Source organism: Kitasatospora sp. NPDC101155, from assembly GCF_044768305.1.
Taxonomy (GTDB): Bacteria; Actinomycetota; Actinomycetes; order Streptomycetales; family Streptomycetaceae; genus Kitasatospora.
In genome coordinates this window covers 91607-112566 of the sequence record NZ_JBIWPN010000014.1, presented here as the reverse complement: position 1 = coordinate 112566, position 20960 = coordinate 91607, and the positions used below count along the sequence as shown (strand labels likewise).

Here is a 20960-nt window from a genome sequence, read left to right as displayed (position 1 = left end):
CGGTGTGCGCTAGTACCGGCGGCCGTCGCCGAGGCGATCGTAGATCGCGCGCAGCCAGGGCTGCCGGACGGCGGGCAGCCGGGCGAGGCGGTGGAGCAGCAGGCGCCGGTCGGGCTCGAACAGCATCCACGGGTGCGGCGGCAGCGGGTCGTCGCGCTCCTCGCCCACGGGCAGGCGGGCCGTGGACGGGGTGGGCGGGAAGGCCAGGTACGCCCACACCTCGGCGTCCAGCGGGACAGGCATCGCGTCGCCCGGGGGCTGCCAGGCGGCGCCCGTCCACGGGTGCCGGGGGACGAGGGCGATGTCCGGGGCCGGATCGGGGGTCAGCCCGGGCCCGGCCAGGCCCAGCGTGCGGGTCGGGCCGTCAGTGGGGAGCAGCCGGTCCAGGGTGCGGCCGAAGGTCTCCGCGAGCAGACCGGCGGGCACGGCCACCGGCTCGCCGCCGGAGGCCGCCAGGACCTCGGCCAGGGCGGGCGCGACCGCGGCGCTCCACCGGTCGCTCCACCAGCCGTCCGGCTCGACCGGCGGCATCGGCGACACCGTCCAGCCGTCCCCGGTGGGGCGGTCGGGGCCCGGGACGGCGAGACGGCGGACCGCCCCCGGGTAGAGCCAGACCGCCTGCCAGCGGTAGCAGTCGTCGATCCGGGTGCCCACCGTCCGCCCGCACCGCTCGCACGCCAGGTTCGGGCCTCCGTCGGCGGCGCAGCAGCCGTTGCACTGCTCGGGGATCAGCACGGTGTTGCGGGTGTCGCCCGGTGCCAGCACGACCGCGCCGCCGGGGCCGAACCACAGGCCGCCGACCGGCGCGTACACGCTCCGTGCCGTGGCCTCGTCCGTTCCGATCTCGTGCCATGGCCGCCACGGCGGTTCGCACGGCTCCGGATCCACCGCGAACGTCCTCGGCTCCAGCAGCGCCGGAAGGAATCGGTGCCCGCCCTCCCGGCGTGCGTGCGGCGGCAGCGTCACCTCGGTCACCGGCCCGGTCAGCTCCGTACCGCACCCCGCGCACGCGAACACCGCCACCCGTACCCCCCCTCGCGGACAACCGGAGTATCCCGGCCCGCGAACCGGCCGCCAAGCGGTTTTCACAGGCCCGCGAACCGCTCCCCGGCAGGCAGCGCGCGCGGCCGTGCGGCGTCCTAACCTGGAAGGGCGCATACGGTGTGTGGCCTGCGGAAGGGAAGTGCGGAAGCGGTGGCCATGACGGTGATCTCGGCGGCTCTGTTCGGTACCGACTGGCGGCCCCGGCTGCCCGGCGGCGCCGAGCTGCTGCGCGAGTGCGCCGCCCGGGGCTGGACGGTCGTGCTGACCGGGCCCGGTCCGGCCGGGGCGCCCGCCCTGACCGTGGCCGCTCCCGGCAGCGACCCGGTACGGGCGGGCCTGCAGCTGGTGGACGGCCTGCCCTCGCACGCCGTGGCCGTCGCCGGGAGCGTGCGCGAGGTGCTGGCGGCGCGGCGGGCCGGGGTGCCCTGCGTCGCCCTGCAGACCGGCGGGGACGCCGGCCCCGAGCTGAGGGCGGCCGGCGCGGTCGAGGTCCACCGCGACGCCGCCGCCCTGCTGCGTGTCCTGGACGACAGTCTGCTCGCCCGTCCCCGGGCCTTCGGCCCCGTGGGCGCCGGAACAGGCGGTCCCGGGGACGGTTAGCGCCGGCCCGTACCGGGCAACGGCCCGGGTGCGAGCACGTCACCGGAAGTGTCGGAGGTGACCGAGATGGACGGACCCGCGTTGAGCGGATGGGAGCGGCGGCTCCTCGAGGAGATCGAGTCCGATCTGCGCCAGGACACACGCCTGGACCGGAAACTGAGCACCATGGGTGCCAAACGGCCGAGCCGGGTCCTGGGCGCGCTGCGCAGCGCCGGGCGCCGGATCTCGGCCGGGGTGGTGGTGACCGCGCTGGTGATGACGGCGATCTGTCTGAGCATCGGCGTACGGACCCCGACCACGGCCGTGCTGATCGCCCTCGGGGTGGTCTGGACGGCCTCGGTGGCGGCCGCGGTCGCCACCGCCGAGTTGCTGCGGCGCCGTCGCCGGGGCGCGAGCGGGGCCGAGCTGGTCGACCCGGACCGGGAGGAGCGGCGCGAACGCCGTGAACGCCGCCCTTGGGACCGGCCGGAGGCGTGAGGTGACGTGAGCTGATGAGTACCGACCTGTGGGAGTACCGCCCGGGCTCCCATCCCGCCGCCGACCTGACCCTGGTCGGGTACGAGGTGCACGCGACCGACGGCCCGCTCGGCCGGGTCGAGCAGGACGCCGGGGACCATCTGTTGGTCGACGCCTCGGTCTGGGTGCCCGGCAACCGGGTGCTGGTCCCGGTCGGCCTGGTTGCCCGGATCGACCACCTGGACCTCGCCGTCCACCTCGACTGCCCGCGGGCCCGGCTCAGCTCCGCCCCGCCGACCGCCGAGGGCCTGACCGCCCCCCGCACGCGCTGAGCCATGCCCTGGCCGTCCACGACCCTCACCGGCCGGACGATCGCCCTCCTGGTCGCTCCGTACGGCGTCGAGCAGGAGGAACTGACCTCGCCCTGGCAGGCGGTCGCCGAGTCCGGCGGCACCCCGCGGCTGCTCTCCACCGCCGCGGGGCGGGTCCAGGCCGTCCGGCACCGCGCGCTCGGGGACACCTTCGCGGTGGACGCCCTGGTGGCGGAGGCGGACCCGGCCGACTACGACGCACTGGTGCTGCCCGGCGGCCTCGCCAACCCGGACCGGCTCCGGCTGGACCGGGCGGCGGTCGCCTTCGTGCACGGCTGCTGCGCCTCCGGCCGGCCGGTCGCGGCGATCTGCCATGCGCCGTGGACCCTGATCGAGGCCGACGCCGTCCGCGGCCGCACCCTCACCTCCTGGCCCAGCCTGCGCACCGACCTGGTGAACGCGGGTGCCCACTGGGTGGACGAGGAGGTGCACGTCTGCCACGACGGGCCCGGCGTCCTGGTGACCAGCCGCAAACCGGGGGACCTGCCGGTCTTCAACGACGCCCTGGTCACCGAGTTCGCCCACGCGACGGCGAAGCGGTACCCGACCTGAGGCGCTCCCTCAGACGGGGGTGAAGGCGCTCTGGTAGGTACCGCCCTCCGGGGCGGGCGCCTCCCAGCAGGTGAACCGGGCGCCGGGCAGGTCCGACAGGCCGATTCCCAGCGCTTGCGTCAGGGTGGTGGCCACCGTCTTGCGCGGGCCGGCGGAGCCGTCGGCCACCTGGTAGCGGACGAGCGCCCCGCGGACGTCCACCACGACGTACTCGACCCACTGGCCGGGCAGGTCCAGCGTGTCGAACTCCGTTGCCTGGTCGGCGAGTCGGCTGGTGATCGGGTTGCCGCAGAGCCCGCAGTCCGGTGCTTCGAGAGGTTCGTGAGGTTCGTGACGGTCGTGCATGGCGCAGAGCGTAGCGCCCGCGTCGGGAGGGCCGGAGCGGAACTCAGTCCCCGCGCAGGCGGACGAAGGTGGCGGTGGGCGGGCGGCCGGTGAGGGTGAGTTCGGCGCGCAGGGGGGTGGTGAGGGGGTGGACCGGGCCGTGGTCGGGGTCGACGGCGGGCGGGCCGAGGAGCGGGGCGGCGGCCTCGGCGATCTCGCGGGACTGTACGGGGGTGAGTCGGGGGGTGGTCAACAGGACCCGGTCGTCGTCGAGTCGGACCACCAGCGCGTACGGGTGGGTGGCCGGGCCGGTGAGGGCGTGGACGGTGGCGTCCACGGTGTCGCCGCGGCGGTACTTGACCCAGGCGCGGCCCGCGCCGCGCGGGCGGTAGGGGGAGCCGGCGGCCTTGCAGACCAGGCCCTCCACGCCGATGTCGGCGAGTCGGGCCATCCACTCCATCGCCTCCGCCCGGTCCGTGGTGGCCATCACCGGCTGGATCGGCGGCGGGACGTCGGCCAGGGCGGCGAGCAGCAGGCGGCGCCGGTCGGTGAACGGGAGGCGCCGGACGTCGCGGCCGGGCAGGGCGAGCAGGTCGAAGGCGATCAGCCCGAGGGCGACGTCCGGGGCGGCCGCCCGGGCCTGACGGGTGTGCAGCAGTTCCTCGAAGGCGAACCGGCCCGCGCGCCAGGCGACCAGTTCGGCGTCCAGCACCAGCCCCTCGGGCAGCCGGGCGACGGCGGCGGCGATCGGCGGGAACTCCGGCGCGAGGTCGCGGCCGGAGCGGGACTGCAGGACGGCGGGGCGGTCACCGCGGGCGAAGGCGACGCAGCGGAAGCCGTCCAGCTTCAGTTCGTACTGGACCCCGCCCCCGCCCAGCCCGTCGGCGGGCGGGACGGCAGTGACGGCGGCCGGGCGCATCACCTCGACGGGCGGCTGCAGCACCTGGCGGGGCCGGCCGGGGGCTGCGGAGGTCCTGGGCGTGTCGGACGTCCTGGGCACGCCTGGCGGCGCGGGCGTGGGCGCGGCACCCGGCCCGGGCGCGCCGGGCAGCGGCCGGGCCTCGGCCGGGTCCAGCAGCGGCGCGAACAGGTCGCCCTCGGCCGCCAGCCGGCCGGGGACCTCGGCGAGGGTGAGGACGAGGTCCGTCTCCCCTCGCGCCCGCTCCAGCTCGGCCCAGGAGAGCGGGGCGGAGACCGTCGGCAGCGGCCGGGCCCGCAGGGTGTACGGGGCGGCGGTGGTCTTCTTGGCGTTGTTCTGCGACCAGTCGACCAGCACCCGGCCGCGGCGCCGCGCCTTGGCCATGGTGTGCACCACCAGCTCCGGGTGCTCGGCCTCCAGTGCGGCGGCCAGCGCCTTCGCGTACCCGGAGACCTCGGCGCTGGGTGTGGGCTCGATCGGCACCAGCAGGTGCAGCCCCTTGGAGCCGGAGGTCTTCACCCAGGCGGAGAGGCCGTCCGCGGCCAGCCGCTCGCGCAGCAGCAGCGCGACCGCCCGGCAGGTCAGCACGTCCGCGCCCTCGCCCGGGTCGAGGTCCAGCACCAGCCGGTCGGCCAGGCCGGGCGCGGCCGCGTGCCACTGCGGGACGTGCAGTTCCAGACAGCCCAGGTTGGCGACCGCGAGCAGCGCCGCGCCGTCCTCCAGCACCACCTGGCGCAGGTCGCCGCCGCTGCTGGGCACCTCCACCGTGCGCACCCAGTCCGGGGTGCCGGGCGGCGGGTTCTTGGCGACGAAGACCTCGGCCTCGACGCCGTCCGGGCAGCGCAGGAAGGAGACCGGGCGGTCGCGCAGGTGGGGGAGCAGGGCGGCGTGCACGGCGGCGTAGTAGCGCAGCACCTCGCCCTTGGGGGTGCCGGTGCGCGGGTAGTACACCTTGCCGAGGTGGGAGAGGGCGAGGGTGCGCCCGTCCACCGTCATCTGCGGCATGGGCCGTCTCCGAAGCGTCCTGCGGTGGCCCCCCGCAGCCAGTCTGCCGCGCCGCGACCACGACCGCCCGGGGCCTTCACCGCTCTTGGTATCAGCGTTGCGGCGTCGGCCCTCGCGGTCGCGGGTGGGCGCGGTGTTGCCTATGGTGATGGCACGGTCACACCGCGATCGCCGGTGTCGACCATGAGGGGGAGAGCCGTCGGGGGGAAGCACCGACGAAGGAGTCCCCGTGACCACTGCCCGAGACATCATGCACACCGGCGCCCAGTGCATCGGCGCCCACCAGACGTTGGACGAGGCCGCGCGGATGATGCGCGACAAGAACGTGGGCGCGCTGCCGATCTGCGGCGACGACCAGAAGCTGCACGGCATCATCACCGACCGTGACATCGTGGTGCGATGTCTCGCCGAGGGCAAGGACCCGGCCAAGATGACGGCGATCGAGCTGGCCGGGCACCTGCACTGCGTGCGCGCCGAAGACACCATGGACGTGGTGCTGAAGAAGATGGAACAGCACCAGATCCGCCGTATCCCGGTGATCGACGGGGAGCGGCTGGTCGGCATGATCAGCGAGGCCGACCTGGCGATGGGCCACCGCAACGGCCACCGGCTGACGGATCAGCAGATCATCGAATTCATGGACAGCGTCTACATGAAGCGCTGACCCTGCCGGCGACCAGCCGCCCCGGGCAGGCCCCGGGGCGGCTGGTCGCCGTCTCATGGGATGGATTTTCCTTTCTCGCAGACCGAGATGCGAGCACAATTGCGCACATGGGAAAGCAGTACGCATGCATCGACGGCCGGCTGCGGCAGTTCATCGAACGTCAGCCCGTCTACTTCGTCGCGACCGCGCCGCTGGCCGCCGACGGCCATGTCAACATCTCGCCCAAGGGCCGTTCCGGCACCCTCGTGGTGATCGACGAACTCACCCTCGCCTACCTGGACTTCGGCGGCTCGCAGGCCGAGACCGTCGCCCACCTGCGGGAGAACGGCCGGATCACGCTGATGTGGTGCGCCTTCGAGGGCCCACCCACCGTGGTGCGGGTGCACGGCCGCGGCGAGCCCGTCTTCCGTGACGACCCGCGCTTCGCCGACCTGCTCGGCCGCTTCGAGCCCACCGCGGACGGCTCCGGCCTGCGCGCGATCGTGCTGGTGAAGGCCGACCGGGTCAGCGACTCCTGCGGCTACGCGGTGCCGTTCATGGACTACCGCGCCGACCGCGACCTGCACGCCCAGTACTTCGACCGCAAGGGCGAGGCGGAGTTCAGCGCCTACTGCGAGCGCAAGCCGCTGGTCGCCAGCAGCATCGACGGCCTGCCCGGCGTCCCGCTGCCGCTCCCGCCCCGGCCCGCATCCTGACGTCAGGTCAACTCGCCGGCCCGCCGAGGATCATCAGCTTCTGCGGGTCGGGGAACGGCACGAACCCGGCCTTGGCGTACACCTCGTGGGCGTCCACCGTCGACAGCAGCACCCGCTTCAGCCGGTAGGGCCGCAGGTACGCCACCACCTCCTCCGCAAGCCAGGTGCCGAGCCCCCGCCCCCGCTGCCCCCGGTCGACGTACACGTCGCACAGCCAGGCGAAGGTCGCGTGATCGGTGACCACCCGTGCGAACGCCACCTGTCCGCCCGCGGGTTCGTACACCCCGAACACCACCGACCCGCGCACCGACTGCTCCACCACCTCCCGGCTGCGCCCGAGAGCCCAGAAGGCGTCGGTGGAGAGCCAGTGGTGGACGAGGTCGAGGTCGAGGAGGTCGGGGTCGGTGGAGAGCCGGTAGCCGTCGTGGCGAGTGTTGACTTCCTCCCCTGGCTAACGCCGGGGGATTCCTCCCGCGCCTGCGGCACGGACACCCGTGGGTCGCAGGTCGCCGAGGTGGGTTCCTGTTTCAACGGGCTGTGCCTGGCGTGGGATTGCCACGCCGGGTCTTACCGGCCCTCCAGGGGCGTTTAGCCTGTCCGCCTGCCCGGCGGCCAGGATGTTGCGAGCAGCATTGAGATCACGGTCATGCAGCACACCACATGCGCCACAGGCCCACTCCCGAACGTCGCCGGCGATGCCGGATCGGTCCGGACCTCGCGGGTGGGATCCCTCGATGCCGGCGCCGCCCGTGCTCGCGGCGACCCGCGCGACCCGGGCTCACGGCCCCGTGCTGACGGCCGGGTGGCCCGCGCCACAGCCCTCATCCGGAGGGCCCCTCGCACTCGTCCGCAGCGGCGGGCATAGCCTTCGGCCCATGAGCAAAGAGAGCGATGCGGCGGACACCGGGGCCGTCGGCGACGAGGGCCACGAGGTGGCGGCCGCGCCCGCCGGCTTCGAACTGGGGACCGACGGGCCCAAGGTGATCCTGGCGGGCCTGGACGGCTCCGACTCCTCCTGGCGCGCCACCGCCTACGCCGCCGGACTGGCCCGCCGCCAGGGCGCCGTCCTCGCCGTGGCGTACGTCCAGCCGGTACTCGGCGCCGCGACCGCCCTGGCCGGGGCCGCGGTGGAGGAGACGACCCGGGAGATCGCCGACGAACTGCTGGCCGCGCTGCGCGAGGCCGAACAGCACGTCCGCGATGTGTGGAAGGTGGACTGGCGCTTCCTGACCATGCGCGGCGACCCGTACACCGGGCTGGCCAAGCTCGCCGACGACCTGCGCGCCGACGCCGTCGTGGTCGGCGTCTCCGAACAGGCCGGGCACAAGGTGATCGGCTCGGTGGCCGTCCGGCTGGTCAAGGCCGGACGCTGGCCGGTGACCGTCGTCCCCTGAGGCCCGTCCGACACCTCCCGCCGGGCGCGAACCGTCGGACCCGGCGGACCGAACCGGCCCAACCGGCCCAACCCGTACGGGGACTACGGCCGGGCGAGCCCCTACCGCCGGGGCCGACCGCCCGCAGGAGCGCGCGGAGGCGGCGGGTAGGGTGCGGAAGCATGACGGAAACGCCGGGCGCGCACCCTACCGAGCCGGCCCACCCGACCGGCAACGACCTGCACCTCGACCTCCCCGCCACCGGTGGTCGCCGCGCCGCGCTGATGGCCGCGCTGCGCGAGGCGATCCGCAGCGGCAGACTCGCGCCCGGCACCCGGCTGCCCCCGTACCGCGCCCTCGCCGCCGACCTCGGCCTGGCCCGCAACACCGCGGCCGAGGCCTACGCCGAACTCGTCGCCGAGGGCTGGCTGACCGCCCGTCAGGGCTCCGGCACCACCGTCGCCGAACGCGCCGCGCCCGTCCCGCCCACCCGGGCCCGCCGCCCCTCGGTGCGGCCCGGGCCCGTCCACGACCTGCGCCAGGGCCAGCCCGACGCCGCCTCCTTCCCCCGCACCGCCTGGCTGGCCGCCGCCCGCCGGGCCCTCAGCGCCGCGCCCAACGAGGCCTTCGGGCCCGGCGATCCGCAGGGCCGGCGCGAACTGCGCACCGCCCTCGCCGACTACCTCGCCCGCGCCCGCGGGGTGCGCACCGACCCCGGCCGGATCGTCGTCTGCTCCGGCTTCGCCCACGCGCTACGGCTGCTCTTCGACGGCTCGGCGCCCGTCCTGCCGCCCGCCGAGCGGGGGCCGCTGGCCGTCGAGGCGTACGGGCTGGGCTTCCACCGCGGGCTGCTCGCCGCCGCCGGGGTCACCACCGTGCCGCTGCCGATCGACGAACAGGGCGCCCGGGTCGGCGCGTTGGCGCACCTCCCGGACATCCGTACCGCGCTGCTCACCCCCGCCCACCAGTTCCCGACCGGCGGCCCGCTGCACGCCGGCCGCCGCGCCGCCGTGGTCGACTGGGCGCGCGGACGCGGTGGGCTCCTCCTGGAGGACGACTACGACGGCGAGTTCCGCTACGACCGCCAACCGGTCGGCGCCGTCCAGGGGCTGGACCCCGAGCGGGTGCTCTACGTCGGCAGCACCAGCAAGAGCCTCAGCCCCGCGCTGCGCCTCGGCTGGATGGTGGTGCCGGACCACCTGGTCGACCGGGTGCTCGCGGTCAAGGGCGAACGCGAGGGCTGGGCCAGCGCCCTGGACCAGCTGACCCTCGCCGAGTTCATCGACTCCGGCGGCTACGACCGCCACGTCCGTCGGATGCGGCGCCGCTACCGCGACCGCCGGGACCAGTTGGTGATCGCGCTCGCCGCGAACGCCCCGCACATCCAGGTCTCCGGCATCGCGGCGGGCCTGCACGCGGTGCTGCGCCTGGAGCCGGGCACCGAGCGGTCGGTGCTGAAGGCCGCCGCCTACCGCGGCCTCGCCCTCGACGGCCTCGCCGACTACCGCCACCCAGCCGTCACCCCTGAGGCCATGCCGCCGGCCGACGGCCTGGTCGTCGGCTACGCCACCCCACCCGACCACGCCTACCCGGCGGCACTCGCCGCACTGTGCGACATCCTGCCGCCGTCCGCCTGAGCGAAGCGCGACCGGCGGGCAGCGGGCAGCGGGCAGCGAAGCATAGGGCCTGGGCACACCTCGCCGGACCGTTTCGGCGTTCGACCGGTCCCGGGCGTCCGCTCGCCGGTCCTGCGTCGGTACGGCTTCGGGCCGAGGAGGGCAAGCGGAGCGGTACCGCCGCCTACGCTCCTTGGGCATGCGCAGAACACATCTGAGCCGGGCGGCGCTCGCCGCGTGTCCGGCCGTCGCCGTCGGCCTGCTCCTCTCCGCCGCGCCGGCCCGGGCCGACAGCCCGCTGCCGCTCACGGCGGTCTCCGACCGTCAGACCACCGTCCGCGGCGGCGAGTTCACGCTCACGATGACGCTCACCAACCCGTACGACACACCGATCCGGTTCGTCTAGCAGAGCGTCCAGCAGACCTACGGCACCAGCCTGGAGCAGGGCCTCAAGTTCACCGCCACGGCCTGCGGCACCCAGACCAACGGCTGCAGCGACAACGTCCACGGCGGCATCGCCCGCTACAACGTGCCGCTGGCCCCGGGCGCCGGCAGCACCTTCACGGTCGCCTACACCATCGCCCCCGACTCGGTGTGCGGCGCGGAGACCAGGATCGACTTCTACTCCTACCTGTACTACGAGTACCAGGCCGGTGAGGCCAAGAACTCGGGCATCATCGGCATCCCGGGCACCCAGGTCGCCTGCGCCTGACCCGCCGGTAGCACCGCCTCTCCCCGGCGCGTCCCCCTCTGCGCATCCCCCGTACCCCCGTCAGGTGCCGGCCGCCCCCGTACCGGCACCTGACGGGCTTTTCGTGTTGCCGGTCCCCGCGCGATGCCCGGTGAGGACCCCTCGGCGGGCCGGCTGGACCGGGTCCGGTTCTGCTGCGAGGCAGCCTGAGCGATCTGCCGGGTTGACGCCTGCGAGCCTGGGTTCGGGCGACCGGTGGGGCCGGAGGAAGGGGCGGGAAGCCGTTGGCAGGACGGGGGTGCGGAGGTGGGAACGGATGTTCCTGCGGCGAGTGGGGCCGTGTGGGGGGGATCGGCGGAGATTCACCCTATCGGGGGGTCGTCGGCCTCCGTATGGGCCTGGTCGGGTTCTGGTGATCTAGGGTTCCGGATGGGTCGCCGCGAGACGGTGGCCGCTCTCTCGGTACCCCGCCAACTTCCCCACCAGTAAGCGGATCTGATGATCCGCTATGGCTCGCGTTCCCAGGCGGTGCGGTACGGCCCGGGCCGCGCGATCCGACCACACGAATGGAGACCCTGCCGATGCCCGTGGACACGAACCCGGAGACACAGCAGGACCGGCAGCAGAGCCTCGCGACGGCAGCTGCCCGCAACCTTGCCACCACGACCAAGTCCGCGCCGCAGATGCAGGAGATCACCTCCCGCTGGCTGCTCAAGGTGCTGCCCTGGGTGCAGGCCAACGGTGGCGCCTACCGCGTCAACCGTCGGCTCACCTACACCGTCGGCAACGGCGTGGTGGAGTTCATCAAGACCGGCTCCCAGGTTCGTGTGATCCCGGCCGAGCTGGGCGAGCTCGCCCTGCTGCGCGGCTACGAGGACGACGAGGTGCTGACCGCCCTCGCCGACCGCTGCCAGCAGGTCGACTTCGGCCCCGGCGAGGTCCTCACCACCCAGGGTGAGGCGGCCGACAAGATCTTCCTGATCGCCCACGGCAAGATCAACAAGATCGGCACCGGCAAGTACGGCGACGAGACCGTGGTCGGCGTGGCCGGTGACGGCGACCGCTTCGGCGACGACTCGCTGCTCAACGAGGACGCCGTCTGGGAGTACACCGCGAGGACCGCCACCTCCGGTGTCGCCCTGACTCTGAACCGGGCCGACTTCGCCCGCATCCGGGACAACGCGCCCAGCCTCCAGGAGCACCTGGAGTCCTTCCTGGCTCTGCCGCTGCAGGCTCAGAACGAGCGCGGCGAGGCCGAGATCGCCATGTCGGCCGGCCACCACGGCGAGTACGAACTCCCCGGCGCCTTCGTGGACTACGAGCTCAAGCCGCGTGAGTACGAGCTGAGCGTCGCCCAGACCATCCTCAAGGTCCACACCCGTGTCGCGGACCTGTACAACGAGCCGATGAACCAGATCGAGCACCAGCTCCGGCTGACCATCGAGGCCCTGCGCGAGCGCCAGGAGCACGAGATGATCAACAACCCGGAGTTCGGCCTGCTCAACAATGCCGACTTCGACCAGCGGATCCAGACCCACTCCGGCCCGCCCACCCCGGACGACCTGGACGAGCTGCTCAACCGCCGCCGTGACCCCGACTACCTGCTGGCGCACCCGCGGGCCATCGCCGCGATCGGCCGCGAGTTCAACGCCCGGGGCATCTACCCGCACCACGTCGACCTCGGCGGGCAGCAGGTGCCGGCCTGGCGCGGTGTGCCGATCCTGCCGTGCAGCAAGATCCCGATCACCAAGGAGAACACCAGCTCGATCCTGGTGATTCGTACCGGTGAGGACAACCAGGGCGTCATCGGCCTGCACCAGAACGGCATCCCGGACGAGTACCAGCCCTCGCTGTCGGTGCGCTTCATGGGGATCGACGAGAAGGCGATCATCTCCTACCTGGTCAGCGCCTACTACTCCTGCGCGATCCTGGTGCCGGACGCGGTCGGCGTCCTGGAGAACGTCGAGATCGCGCACCGCAGCCACTGAGCGTCGGGTGTCGAGCACTGCATGCCGGGCGCTGAATGCTCTGCCGAGTGCGGAGAACAGTGCGCGCAGGCCGTAACCGGCCGGCATGAAGATCGTTTGACCTGATGGCGGACGGCCCGCCCGCGATGGCGGGCCGTCCGCCTGAGCGCGTTTGAAGGCATCTGGTCGTACCCGATCGGTTTTCCGTTCCGGATTCGACCGACTCTGTCTCCTTCGCCGTGGCTGATCAGCCCGAGCCCCTGCCGTCCCCCGGTCGACCCGAGAGGTGTGTGGAGCCCATGTCGCAGCGTCGGCAGTTCCGACGGATACCGCAGCACGATGGTGGGACTGCGACCCCCGGGCGGCGGGTGCGACTGATCGGCGCTGCGGTCGGTGTGGTGGCCATGTGCGCGCTGGGCGGCGGCGCCACCGCCTCCGGCACCGAGCGCCAGGGCGGGCACCCGCACGGTCTGGTGGTCGACACCTGGGTGTGCAGTGAGACGGACGTGTCGATGACGTTGGGTCCGGGCGGCAGAGTGGACGTCGGGGTGGACGTGGACGTCCAGGTCGGCGTGACCGTCGCCCCCGACGCCAAGCACCACGGGCCCAAGCCGCCGCACGGGCACCAGCCGGGACGGCCGGACGACGATCACGGCGACGACGGCGACGGCGACCGCGACGGACACGGCGATCACGACGGGCACGGGCACCGCCACCACCATCACCACCCGTGCCCGAGCCCGACGCCCAGTCCGACTCCCACGCCGACGCCCACCCCCACACCGACCCCGACCCCAACACCGACTCCCACGCCGACCCCAACGCCGTCTCCGACCCCGCCGCGGCCCAGCCCGACCCCGGTGCCCACCCCGCCCCCGTCGCCCGCGCCACCGCGCGTCCCCGCGCCGCCCCCGCCGGCGCCCGCGCCCGCCGCACCTGCTCCTGCCGCGCCCGCCCCCCAGGCGCCCCCGCCCGCCGTGGTGCCCAGCCCCGCGGCGCCGAGCCCGGCGCGCCCGAGTCCGCTGGGGCCGACCCCCTCGGCGCAGCCGGTGTTCCACGTCCGGCCGGCCCCGCCGCAGCCCGTCGCGCGGAACCACCACGCCACCCCGGCGACCACCACGATGCTGCTGATCACCGTCCCCGCCGTGCTGGCGGCGGCGGCCCTGCGGCCGGGTCGTGGCAACCGGGGCAGCGGTCGCTCCGGGTCCTGACGGCGCCCGCCCGCGAGACCCCCGGGCGCGGGGCCCGTGACCCCGTGGCCGCCGCCGGGTCCCGCGTCCCCGAGTACCCCGTTCACGTCACAAGCCAAGCCAGAGAAGGGAGTTCCCATGTCCGAGTGGGTGGCGCTGGTCATCGCCATGGCGGCGGCCTGTGCCGTCGTGGTGGCGGTGGTGCTGCTGAGGCACCGTCGGGTGGGCACCGAGAAGAAGGTCGACGAGACGCCCGACGTCATCGAGTACATCACGATGATGATCGGCGTGGTCTACGCGATCGTCCTCGGTCTCGCCATCGCGGGTGTCTGGGAGGCGCGCGGCGCCGCCCAGGACGACCTGTTCCGCGAGGCGCAGTCGCTGCGGGAGGTGAGCGACCGGGCGGTGGTCTACCCGGCCGAGTTCCGTGACCAGGTCCGGGCCGACGTGGACGGCTACGTCACGTACGTGGTCAACGTCGAGTGGGACCACATGGCCAAGCACGGTGAGATCACGGACAAGGGCGCCGAGTTGCTGGAGAAGCTCCAGAACGACGTGGCCACCCGGTCGCCGGCCTCGGACCTGGAGTCCCAGGCCTACCAGCCGATCATGGACCGGATCAGCCAGGCCTCCGACGCCCGCAACCAGCGCGGCCAGAACGCCGGACCGGGAATGCCGGGCGTGGTCTGGTTCGGGCTGATCGGCGGCGCCGTGGTGACCATCGGCATGCTGTTCGCGCTGCAGATCCGGCGCACGCCGAGGGAGTTGATCCTCGCGGCCTGCTTCAGCGCGCTGATCGCCTTCCTGTTGTTCATGATCTGGGACTTCGACGACCCGTTCGCCAGAAGCGTCTCGGTCACCACGCAGCCGTTCGTGGACCTCTTCCCCTCGCTCAACCTCAAGAGCTGACCAAGGGTTCGGAAGCTCTCCGACCTCCGGAAATCCGGGCAGGTGATCATCGGATAACCTTGCCCGGATTGTCGGGGGTCGACCCTCGGCCGAGGGATTGAGGGGAACCGCAGCAGTGTCCTATCCGCCGATGCCGGATCCCGGTGGCCAGTTCCCGTGGGCGCCGGACACCGCTCCCGTCCCGCCGCCCCGCCCGGAGCGCGCCTGGTGGTGGCTGCCCGAGTCGGAGCGGCTGCGGCGGAAGAAGCAGCGCAAGGAGTGGGAGGCCTACGAGGCGTACCAGCGGCGCAACCGCAAGGACGAGGACGGCGGCAAGCGCAAGCGCGACGACGACTGCCTGGACTGCTGCGGCGACGGCTGCTGCGACATCGCGGACCCCTGCTTGATCGCGCTCATCCCGGTGATGATGGCCTCCGGTGTCCGCTTCGCCCTCACCGGGGCGCGCGGGCGCCGTACGGTCGACCCGTCCGCGCCGGCTCCGTACGGGTTCGCGGCCGGGGTGATGTACGGCGCGGTGCGCTACTACCGCACCGAGGTCAGCCCCCGGCGCCCGGCCTGCTGCCCGTACACGCCGTCCTGCTCGACCTATGCGGTGCAGGCGCTGCACCGGCACGGCGCGCTGCGCGGGGCCCGGCTGACGGTCGGGCGGCTGCTGCGCTGCCGCCCGGGCCGGGGTGGGTCCGACCCGGTGCCGCGCTGATCCTCCGGGCGCGGCGGGCAGCCCGCTGCTTCGAGTAGGGCGAGTGACCCGCGTGGAATCCGCGCGGGCCACTCGCTTTCTGACGGTGAGTCAACACATGTCGCCGTCCACCGAGTTGGGCATGGCGTCGGCGCCGGGGGTGACCTGGCGATCGTGACGTCGATCGGGTGGTGACCTCGTCAAGGGTGTCCACCCGCTGGACCGCCCCGGGCCGCGCGGGGCGGCGGACCGGTAGGTTGACCGGTACCGAGCAGGCCGCCGAACGGAGGAGCGCCATGGACAGCCAGGGCTGGGACGCCCGCTACGCCGCGAGCGAACTCGTGTGGGGTGCGGCGCCCAACCAGTGGGTGGTCCGCGAACTGACGGGGCACACCCCCGGTCACGCCCTGGACCTGGCCGCCGGCGAGGGCCGCAACGCCATCTGGCTGGCCGTCCAGGGCTGGGAGGTCACCGGCCTCGACTTCTCCGCCGTCGCCCTGGAGCGCGCCGAACGGCTCACCGCCGACCTGCCCGACGAGGTCGCCGACCGCCTCACCTGGCGCCACGGCGACGCCCGCACGTTCGACTCACCCGCCGCCGGCTACGACCTCGTCCTGGTCGCCTACCTTCAGCTGCCCGCCGAGGACCGCCGGGCCGCGCTGCGCCGCGCCGCCGACGCGCTCGCTCCCGGCGGCACCCTGCTGGTCGTCGGACACGACCTGAGCAACCTCACCGAGGGCGTCGGGGGTCCGCAGGACCCGGCGGTGCTCTTCACCCCGGACGACGTCCTCGCCGACCTCGCCGAGTGCGGCCTGCGCACCGTGCGCGCCGAGCGCGTCCACCGGACGGTCGGCGCCGAGCCCGGCCACAAGGGCGCCGGTACGAGCGCCGGTTCGGGCGGCGGTGCGGGCGGCGGTGCGGGCGTGGCGATCGACGCACTGGTGCGGCTGGAGCGGGGTGCCGAGTGACGATCACGACCTCCCGTCGCACGCTGCTCACCGGCCTGGCCGTGGCTGCCCCGCTGGTCCTGGCGGGCTGCTCCTCCGGCAAGAAGGACAAAGCCGACAGGACCGGCCCGGTGGCCAAGGCCGGTGACCCGGGCGGCGCGGCCTTCGTGATGATCATCCGGCACGGTGAGAAGCCGGACGGCAACCAGCCGGGCCTGGACGAGAACGGCAAGCACGACGGCAAGTCGCTCACCCAGCGCGGCTGGGACCGCGCCAAGGCGCTGCCCACCCTGTTCGCCCCGCCCGCGACCGGCCTGCGCACCCCGGCTCGGATCTACGCCGCCACCGACCAGGGCCCGATGGCCGGGGCGCACCGGATGCGTCAGACCGTCACACCCCTGGCCGCCAAGCTCGGGCTGACCGTGGACACCACGTACGCCGAGTCCCAGGAGCCCGAGCTGGCCGGTGCCGCGCTCGCCGGGACCCAGCCGGTGCTGATCTGCTGGGAGCACTCCCGGATCCCGCGGATCGTCGAGGCGCTCGGCGCGTCCGGCAGCGGCGTGCCGGGCACCTGGCCGGACCGGTTCGACCTGGTCTGGGTGTTCTCCCGGCCGGCCGGTGGGGCCTGGACCTTCCAGGAGGTGCGCCAACACCTGCTGGACGGCGACGCCTGATCCAGCGGGAACGGAGCGCGTCCGGAGGAAGTGGTCGTCCTTCCGGTTCGGGCCGCCTCGGAGCCGACCCTGGACGGGTGCGCCGCCCGTCCGTTCGGTCCCTGTTCGCGGCTGTGACTGACGTTCGGCGGCGGATCCCTCAGTGTGCGGAGCACCGACGGAAGTGAGGCCCGGGGGACTGCTGGGTAGGGGTCCTCGAAGCATGCCGTCCGATGATCATAGGTTTCCCCGCGGTGCGATGGATTCGCGCCACGGACGGCGGCAGGAACGAGGAGGGCACGATGACCGTTTCGCTGGCCAAGGGGCAGAAGATCAGCCTGGAGAAGCCGGGCGGTGGGCAGTTGAGCCTGGTCCGGATGGGCCTGGGCTGGAAGGCCGTGCAGCGCAAGGGCTTCCTGGCCAAGCTGCTCTCCGCCGGGCAGGAGATCGACCTGGACGCCTCGGCGGTGCTGTTCTCCCGGGGGCGGGCACTGGACGTGGTCTTCTTCCAGCACCTCACCAGCAACGACGGCTCGGTCCGGCACAGCGGGGACAACCTGGTCGGCGGCGCCGGCGACGCGACCGACGACGAGTCGATCACGGTCGACCTCACCAGGATCGCGGCCGAGGTCGACCAGATCGTCTTCACCGTCAACTCCTTCACCGGGCAGACCTTCCAGGAGGTCGAGGCGGCCTTCTGCCGCCTGGTGGACGAGACCACCGGCGTCGAGCTGGCCCGCTACACGCTCACCGGCGGCGGCCCGTACACCGCGCAGATCATGGCCAAGGTGCAGCGCACGCCGGGCGGTTGGCAGATGACCGCGATCGGGCAGCCGGCCAACGGGCGGACCTTCCAGGACCTGATGCCGGAGCTGGCCAAGCACCTGTGAGCCGGTCGGGTTCCGGCGCCCGGGCGCGTCCTGCGGGTCCGGTCGGACCCGGCAAGGATCCGCAGGACACGCCCCGGGGGCGTCACTCGACGTCCCGGCGCCGGAATCCGGCCAGGGCCAGGGCGATCAGCGCGGCCGCGACCAGGGTGAGCGCGGCGAGCGGCGTCCAGTCCATCGCGGCGGCCGGCAGCCGGGGCACCCGGCCGAACGGCGAGAATCCGTCCAGGCCCGACGGCAGCTTCAGCAGCGGGCCCAGGTAGCCGATGACGAACGCGTAGGCGGGGACGATCCAGGCCAGCGGCGTCGCCCGGGGCAGCCAGCCGTAGACGGCGGCGGCGAAACCCACCGTCACCCACAGGGCGGGCGTGAAGGCCAGCGCCGCGCCGGTCAGCCGCAGGAACACGCCCGCGTCGCCGGTGGACAGCGCACCGGCCAGGCCGAATCCGACGCCCGCGGCGAGCATCACGGCGGTGGAGCCCAGTAGGGCCGCCGCCAGGTGTCCGCCCAGCCAGCCGGAGCGCGACACCCCGGTGGCCAGCACCGGCACGGCCCGACCGGCGCTCTCCTCGGCGCGCGGGCGCAGCGTCGCGAGGACCGCGTAGACGCCGCCGACCACCGCGACGACCAGCATCGTCAGCGCGGCGAAGGAGTCGGCGAGCGTGTGGCCGCCGAGCCGGGCCAGCGCCTCCCGGATCTGGTCGACGTCCTTGAGCATCGAGTCGGCGTTGCCGAGTAGCGAGCCGTACATCGCGCCGAGCAGCAGCAGGGCGACCGCGAAGCCGCCGATCAGCCCGCGGTGCAGCCGCAGCGCCAGGCCGAGGGAGGTGCCGAGGAGCGGGCTGCCGGTGGCCGGGCCGGGGCGGGTGGCGCGCAGCCCGGCGCCGAGGTCGCGGCGGGTGCTCAGCAGGAACCCGGCCGCCGCGGTGGCGACGGTCAGCGCGAGTGCGGGCAGCAGCGGCCACCAGCGGTCGTCGACGAAGGGATAGGTGCGCTGCAGCCAGCCGATCGGGGAGGCCCAGGAGAGCCCGTTCTCCGCGGCGTCCCCGGCGGCGCGCAGCGCGTAGGCGGCGCCGAGGACCGCGAGGGTCAGCCCGGAGGCGGTCCGGGCGTGCGCGGTGACCTGGACGGTGACGGTGGCCACCGCGGCGAACAGCAGCCCGCCGACGGCGGTCGCGGCGCCGTAGAGCAGAGCGCCGCCGGTGGTCAGACCGGGGATGCCGAGGCCGGGCAGGCCGACGGCGAGCAGCAGTCCGAGCGCGAGGTCGGCGACGGCGGCGGTGGCCAGCGCCGCCGCGAGCTGGGCGTGTCGGCCGACGGCGGCGGAGCGGACCAGGTCGGCGCGGCCGATCTCCTCCTCGGCCCGGGTGTGCCGGGTGACGATCAGGACGCTCATCAGGCCGGCGAGGACGGCCATCAGACCGAGCAACCGGTGGCTGAGCATCGCGCCCCAGGTGTAGTCGGCCAGGTAGTGCGCCGGGCCGGACATGGCGAGCACGGCCGGGTTGTCCGAACCGTGCGCGATCGAGGCGCGGTCGGCGGCGGTCGGGTAGACGGTGTGGACGCTGTTGGCGGAGGCGATGGCCAGCAGCCCGAGGCCGAGCACCCAGCCGGGCAGCCGGGCCCGGTCGCGGCGCAGGGCGAAGCGCAGCAGGACGACGGTGCCGGTCAGGGTGGCGCCCTCCTCGGCGCGGCCCGGTTCGGTGCGGCGGGTGGTGGGCGCGGCGGTGGTGGTCATCGCACGGCCTCGCCGTCGAGGCGGTGCCCGTTGGCGGCCAGCTCGTCGCCGTAGTGGCGCAGCATCAGCTCCTCCAGCGTGGGCGGGTGGCTGACCAGGCTGCGCAGCCCGGCCTCGCTCAGCTTCCGTACGGCGGCGTCGAGTCGGGCGCCGTCCACGGCGAAGTGGACGCGCAGCCCGTCGGTGCGCAGGGCGTGCACGCCGTCCAGGGCGTCCAGCCCGGTGACCGGGCGGCTGGTCTCGGCCTCGACGGTGGTGCGGGTGAGGTGGCGCAGTTCGCCGAGGGTGCCGGTCTGTACCACCCGGCCGTGCCGGATGATGCTGACCCGGTCACCCAGCTTCTCCACCTCGTCCAGGATGTGACTGGAGAGCAGGACGGTCCGGCCCTGCTCCTTGGCCTGGCGGACGACGTCCTGGAAGACCACCTCCATCAGCGGGTCCAGGCCCGAGGTCGGCTCGTCCAGCAGCAGGAGCTCGGCGGCGGAGGCCAGCGCGGCGACGATGGCGACCTTCTGCCGGTTGCCCTTGGAGTAGCTGCGGCCCTTCTTGGTCGGGTCGAGGTCGAAGCGCTCGATCAGCTCGTCCCGGCGGCGCCGGTCGAGCCGGCCGCGCAGCCGGGAGAGCAGGTCGATGGCCTGCCCGCCGGTGAGGTTGGGCCAGAGCTCGACGTCGCCGGGGACGTAGGCGAGGCGGCGGTGCAGCTCGACGGCGTCACTCCACGGGTCCTTGCCGAGCAGCCGGGCGCTGCCGCCGTCCGCCCGCAGCAGGCCGAGGAGGACCCGGATGGTGGTGGACTTCCCGGCGCCGTTGGGCCCCAGGAAGCCGTGGACCTCGCCGGTCTCGACGGTCAGGTCGAGGCCGTCCAGCGCGGTGGTCCGGCCGAAGGCCTTGCGCAGGCCGGACAGGGTGATGGCCTTGGTCATGCTTCTGAAGGTACCGTAGTTTCAGAAAAATGCGAATATTGGGAAGGAGTTAAAGTTCGACCAGGGGGACGGATGATCACTGGAAAGGGGGCGGCCGTGGAACGGCAGCCGGAGCAGGGGCACGACGAGCGGGCCGTGTCGGACTTCGTCGAGCGCTTCGCGGCCGAGCTGGTGGTCGCGGGCATGGGCCGGATGCCCTCGCGGATCTTCTCCTGCCTGATGGCCGAGGAGAGCGGCGTGCTGACCTCCGCGGAGCTCTCCGAGCGGCTGCAGATCAGCCCGGCCGCGGTCTCCGGCGCGATGCGCTACCTCATCCAGATCGGCCTGGTCGCCAAGGAGCGCGAGCCGGGTTCGCGACGGGACCGCTACCGGGTGCTCAACGACGTCTGGTTCGAGTCGCTGACCCGGCGGGACGAGATCCTGCTGCGCTGGATCCGGGTGCTGAAGGAGGGTGAGGCGACCGTCGGCACGGGCACGGTGGCGGGGGAACGGCTGGCGGAGAGCGCGGCCTTCTTCGAGTTCATGATCGACGAGCTGCACGGCATGCTCGGCCGCTGGCGCGAGCACCGGGCGGGGCCGGCGGCGGGGGAGTAGGGGCGGCCCGGCGGGCTGGGAAACGGCTCAGCGGGAAGCAGCGCGGCGGGAAACAGCTCGGCGGGAAACAGCTCGGCGAAACGGCGCGGCGGCAGGACGGCTGATGGGCGAGGTCGGGGATGGTGTGGGGGGCGGTGGCGGTCTTCTTGGCGCGCGGGAGGGA

General features: G+C 73.8%; 24 protein-coding genes and 2 pseudogenes. 18 read left to right on the top strand and 8 right to left on the bottom strand.

Translation table 11 applies throughout. The features are described 5' to 3' along the window. Positions 1 to 9: 9 nt before the first annotated feature. Entirely contained in the window at positions 10 to 975 is a 966-nt protein-coding gene (locus tag ACIRYZ_RS22380) for a hypothetical protein (protein ID WP_402946652.1), read from the bottom strand. 225 nt (positions 976 to 1200) lie between these two features. Here ACIRYZ_RS22380 and ACIRYZ_RS22375 point away from each other — a divergent pair, with 225 nt between their 5' ends. From ACIRYZ_RS22375 to ACIRYZ_RS22360, 4 genes are all read left to right on the top strand, one after another. After that, positions 1201 to 1644, top strand: a complete 444-nt coding sequence (locus ACIRYZ_RS22375; protein WP_402946650.1) for an HAD family hydrolase — start codon at positions 1201 to 1203, stop codon at positions 1642 to 1644. Between the two features lie 66 nt (positions 1645 to 1710). Continuing rightward, positions 1711 to 2121, top strand: coding sequence for a hypothetical protein (locus ACIRYZ_RS22370; RefSeq protein ID WP_402946648.1), 411 nt, complete (start codon positions 1711 to 1713; stop codon positions 2119 to 2121). Positions 2122 to 2135: 14 nt separating this feature from the next. Further along, positions 2136 to 2432 (top strand): PRC-barrel domain containing protein, encoded by a 297-nt coding sequence (locus ACIRYZ_RS22365; RefSeq protein WP_393028251.1) that lies wholly within the window; start codon positions 2136 to 2138, stop codon positions 2430 to 2432. A gap of 3 nt (positions 2433 to 2435) precedes the next feature. Next, entirely contained in the window at positions 2436 to 3023 is a 588-nt protein-coding gene (locus tag ACIRYZ_RS22360) for a type 1 glutamine amidotransferase domain-containing protein (RefSeq protein ID WP_393028250.1), read from the top strand. Between the two features lie 9 nt (positions 3024 to 3032). Here the strand turns inward: ACIRYZ_RS22360 and ACIRYZ_RS22355 are convergent, their stop codons facing one another. The 3 genes and pseudogenes from ACIRYZ_RS22355 to ligD all read right to left on the bottom strand — a co-directional run. Then, positions 3033 to 3368, bottom strand: a complete 336-nt coding sequence (locus ACIRYZ_RS22355) for a hypothetical protein (protein WP_402946645.1) — start codon at positions 3366 to 3368, stop codon at positions 3033 to 3035. Positions 3369 to 3411: 43 nt separating this feature from the next. After that, complete coding sequence (locus tag ACIRYZ_RS22350) at positions 3412 to 4266, bottom strand: DNA ligase (RefSeq protein WP_402946931.1); 855 nt, start codon at positions 4264 to 4266, stop codon at positions 3412 to 3414. 126 nt (positions 4267 to 4392) lie between these two features. Next, positions 4393 to 5271 (bottom strand): annotated as a pseudogene (ligD, locus tag ACIRYZ_RS22345) (non-homologous end-joining DNA ligase); the annotation flags it as partial. A 229-nt stretch (positions 5272 to 5500) separates the two neighbouring features. On the opposite strand from ligD, the gene ACIRYZ_RS22340 reads away from it, so the two are divergent. Both ACIRYZ_RS22340 and ACIRYZ_RS22335 read left to right on the top strand, forming a co-directional pair. Then, positions 5501 to 5935 carry a CBS domain-containing protein gene (locus ACIRYZ_RS22340; RefSeq protein WP_393028248.1) on the top strand — a complete coding sequence of 145 codons (435 nt, stop codon included), beginning with the start codon at positions 5501 to 5503 and terminating at the stop codon, positions 5933 to 5935. Positions 5936 to 6042: 107 nt separating this feature from the next. Continuing rightward, the gene (locus tag ACIRYZ_RS22335; protein WP_402946643.1) at positions 6043 to 6630 is read left to right on the top strand and encodes a pyridoxamine 5'-phosphate oxidase family protein; all 588 of its coding nucleotides are present in this window, start codon (positions 6043 to 6045) and stop codon (positions 6628 to 6630) included. Between the two features lie 7 nt (positions 6631 to 6637). Here ACIRYZ_RS22335 and ACIRYZ_RS22330 read toward each other — a convergent pair. Together ACIRYZ_RS22330 and ACIRYZ_RS22325 are read right to left on the bottom strand one after the other, a co-directional pair. Continuing rightward, a pseudogene (locus tag ACIRYZ_RS22330) lies at positions 6638 to 7060 on the bottom strand (GNAT family N-acetyltransferase); the annotation flags it as partial. Positions 7061 to 7081: 21 nt separating this feature from the next. Then, positions 7082 to 7285 (bottom strand): hypothetical protein, encoded by a 204-nt coding sequence (locus tag ACIRYZ_RS22325; protein ID WP_402946641.1) that lies wholly within the window; start codon positions 7283 to 7285, stop codon positions 7082 to 7084. A gap of 220 nt (positions 7286 to 7505) precedes the next feature. Here ACIRYZ_RS22325 and ACIRYZ_RS22320 point away from each other — a divergent pair, with 220 nt between their 5' ends. The 11 genes from ACIRYZ_RS22320 (at position 7506) to ACIRYZ_RS22270 (ending at position 17545) form a co-directional block, all read left to right on the top strand. After that, positions 7506 to 8024, top strand: a complete 519-nt coding sequence (locus tag ACIRYZ_RS22320) for a universal stress protein (protein ID WP_393028243.1) — start codon at positions 7506 to 7508, stop codon at positions 8022 to 8024. Positions 8025 to 8185: 161 nt separating this feature from the next. After that, positions 8186 to 9640 (top strand): PLP-dependent aminotransferase family protein, encoded by a 1455-nt coding sequence (locus ACIRYZ_RS22315; RefSeq protein ID WP_402946638.1) that lies wholly within the window; start codon positions 8186 to 8188, stop codon positions 9638 to 9640. A gap of 178 nt (positions 9641 to 9818) precedes the next feature. After that, on the top strand, positions 9819 to 10025 hold the full coding sequence (locus ACIRYZ_RS22310) for a hypothetical protein (protein ID WP_402946636.1): 207 nt from the start codon (positions 9819 to 9821) through the stop codon (positions 10023 to 10025). 123 nt (positions 10026 to 10148) lie between these two features. Further along, a complete protein-coding gene (locus ACIRYZ_RS22305) occupies positions 10149 to 10331 on the top strand; it encodes a hypothetical protein (RefSeq protein WP_402946634.1) in 183 nt (60 codons plus the stop codon). Positions 10332 to 10891: 560 nt separating this feature from the next. Then, positions 10892 to 12298 (top strand): family 2B encapsulin nanocompartment shell protein, encoded by a 1407-nt coding sequence (locus ACIRYZ_RS22300; RefSeq protein ID WP_402946632.1) that lies wholly within the window; start codon positions 10892 to 10894, stop codon positions 12296 to 12298. Positions 12299 to 12576: 278 nt separating this feature from the next. Beyond that, on the top strand, positions 12577 to 13488 hold the full coding sequence (locus ACIRYZ_RS22295) for a hypothetical protein (protein ID WP_402946630.1): 912 nt from the start codon (positions 12577 to 12579) through the stop codon (positions 13486 to 13488). 117 nt (positions 13489 to 13605) lie between these two features. Beyond that, positions 13606 to 14376 (top strand): hypothetical protein, encoded by a 771-nt coding sequence (locus ACIRYZ_RS22290; RefSeq protein WP_402946628.1) that lies wholly within the window; start codon positions 13606 to 13608, stop codon positions 14374 to 14376. Positions 14377 to 14506: 130 nt separating this feature from the next. Next, complete coding sequence (gene yidD / locus ACIRYZ_RS22285; protein ID WP_402946626.1) at positions 14507 to 15076, top strand: membrane protein insertion efficiency factor YidD; 570 nt, start codon at positions 14507 to 14509, stop codon at positions 15074 to 15076. Between the two features lie 236 nt (positions 15077 to 15312). Further along, on the top strand, positions 15313 to 16023 hold the full coding sequence (locus ACIRYZ_RS22280) for a class I SAM-dependent methyltransferase (RefSeq protein ID WP_402946624.1): 711 nt from the start codon (positions 15313 to 15315) through the stop codon (positions 16021 to 16023). Continuing rightward, the gene (locus ACIRYZ_RS22275) at positions 16020 to 16676 is read left to right on the top strand and encodes a hypothetical protein (RefSeq protein ID WP_402946622.1); all 657 of its coding nucleotides are present in this window, start codon (positions 16020 to 16022) and stop codon (positions 16674 to 16676) included. The genes ACIRYZ_RS22280 and ACIRYZ_RS22275 overlap by 4 nt, the downstream gene beginning before the upstream one ends. Positions 16677 to 16957: 281 nt before the next feature. Then, the gene (locus tag ACIRYZ_RS22270; RefSeq protein ID WP_402946620.1) at positions 16958 to 17545 is read left to right on the top strand and encodes a TerD family protein; all 588 of its coding nucleotides are present in this window, start codon (positions 16958 to 16960) and stop codon (positions 17543 to 17545) included. Positions 17546 to 17627: 82 nt separating this feature from the next. Here the strand turns inward: ACIRYZ_RS22270 and ACIRYZ_RS22265 are convergent, their stop codons facing one another. Both ACIRYZ_RS22265 and ACIRYZ_RS22260 read right to left on the bottom strand, forming a co-directional pair. Further along, on the bottom strand, positions 17628 to 19280 hold the full coding sequence (locus tag ACIRYZ_RS22265; protein WP_402946618.1) for an ABC transporter permease: 1653 nt from the start codon (positions 19278 to 19280) through the stop codon (positions 17628 to 17630). Further along, on the bottom strand, positions 19277 to 20203 hold the full coding sequence (locus tag ACIRYZ_RS22260; RefSeq protein WP_402946616.1) for an ABC transporter ATP-binding protein: 927 nt from the start codon (positions 20201 to 20203) through the stop codon (positions 19277 to 19279). Before ACIRYZ_RS22260 ends, ACIRYZ_RS22265 begins: the two co-directional genes overlap by 4 nt. Before the next feature lie 72 nt (positions 20204 to 20275). On the opposite strand from ACIRYZ_RS22260, the gene ACIRYZ_RS22255 reads away from it, so the two are divergent. Beyond that, on the top strand, positions 20276 to 20797 hold the full coding sequence (locus ACIRYZ_RS22255) for a GbsR/MarR family transcriptional regulator (RefSeq protein ID WP_402946614.1): 522 nt from the start codon (positions 20276 to 20278) through the stop codon (positions 20795 to 20797). Positions 20798 to 20960 lie beyond the last annotated feature (163 nt).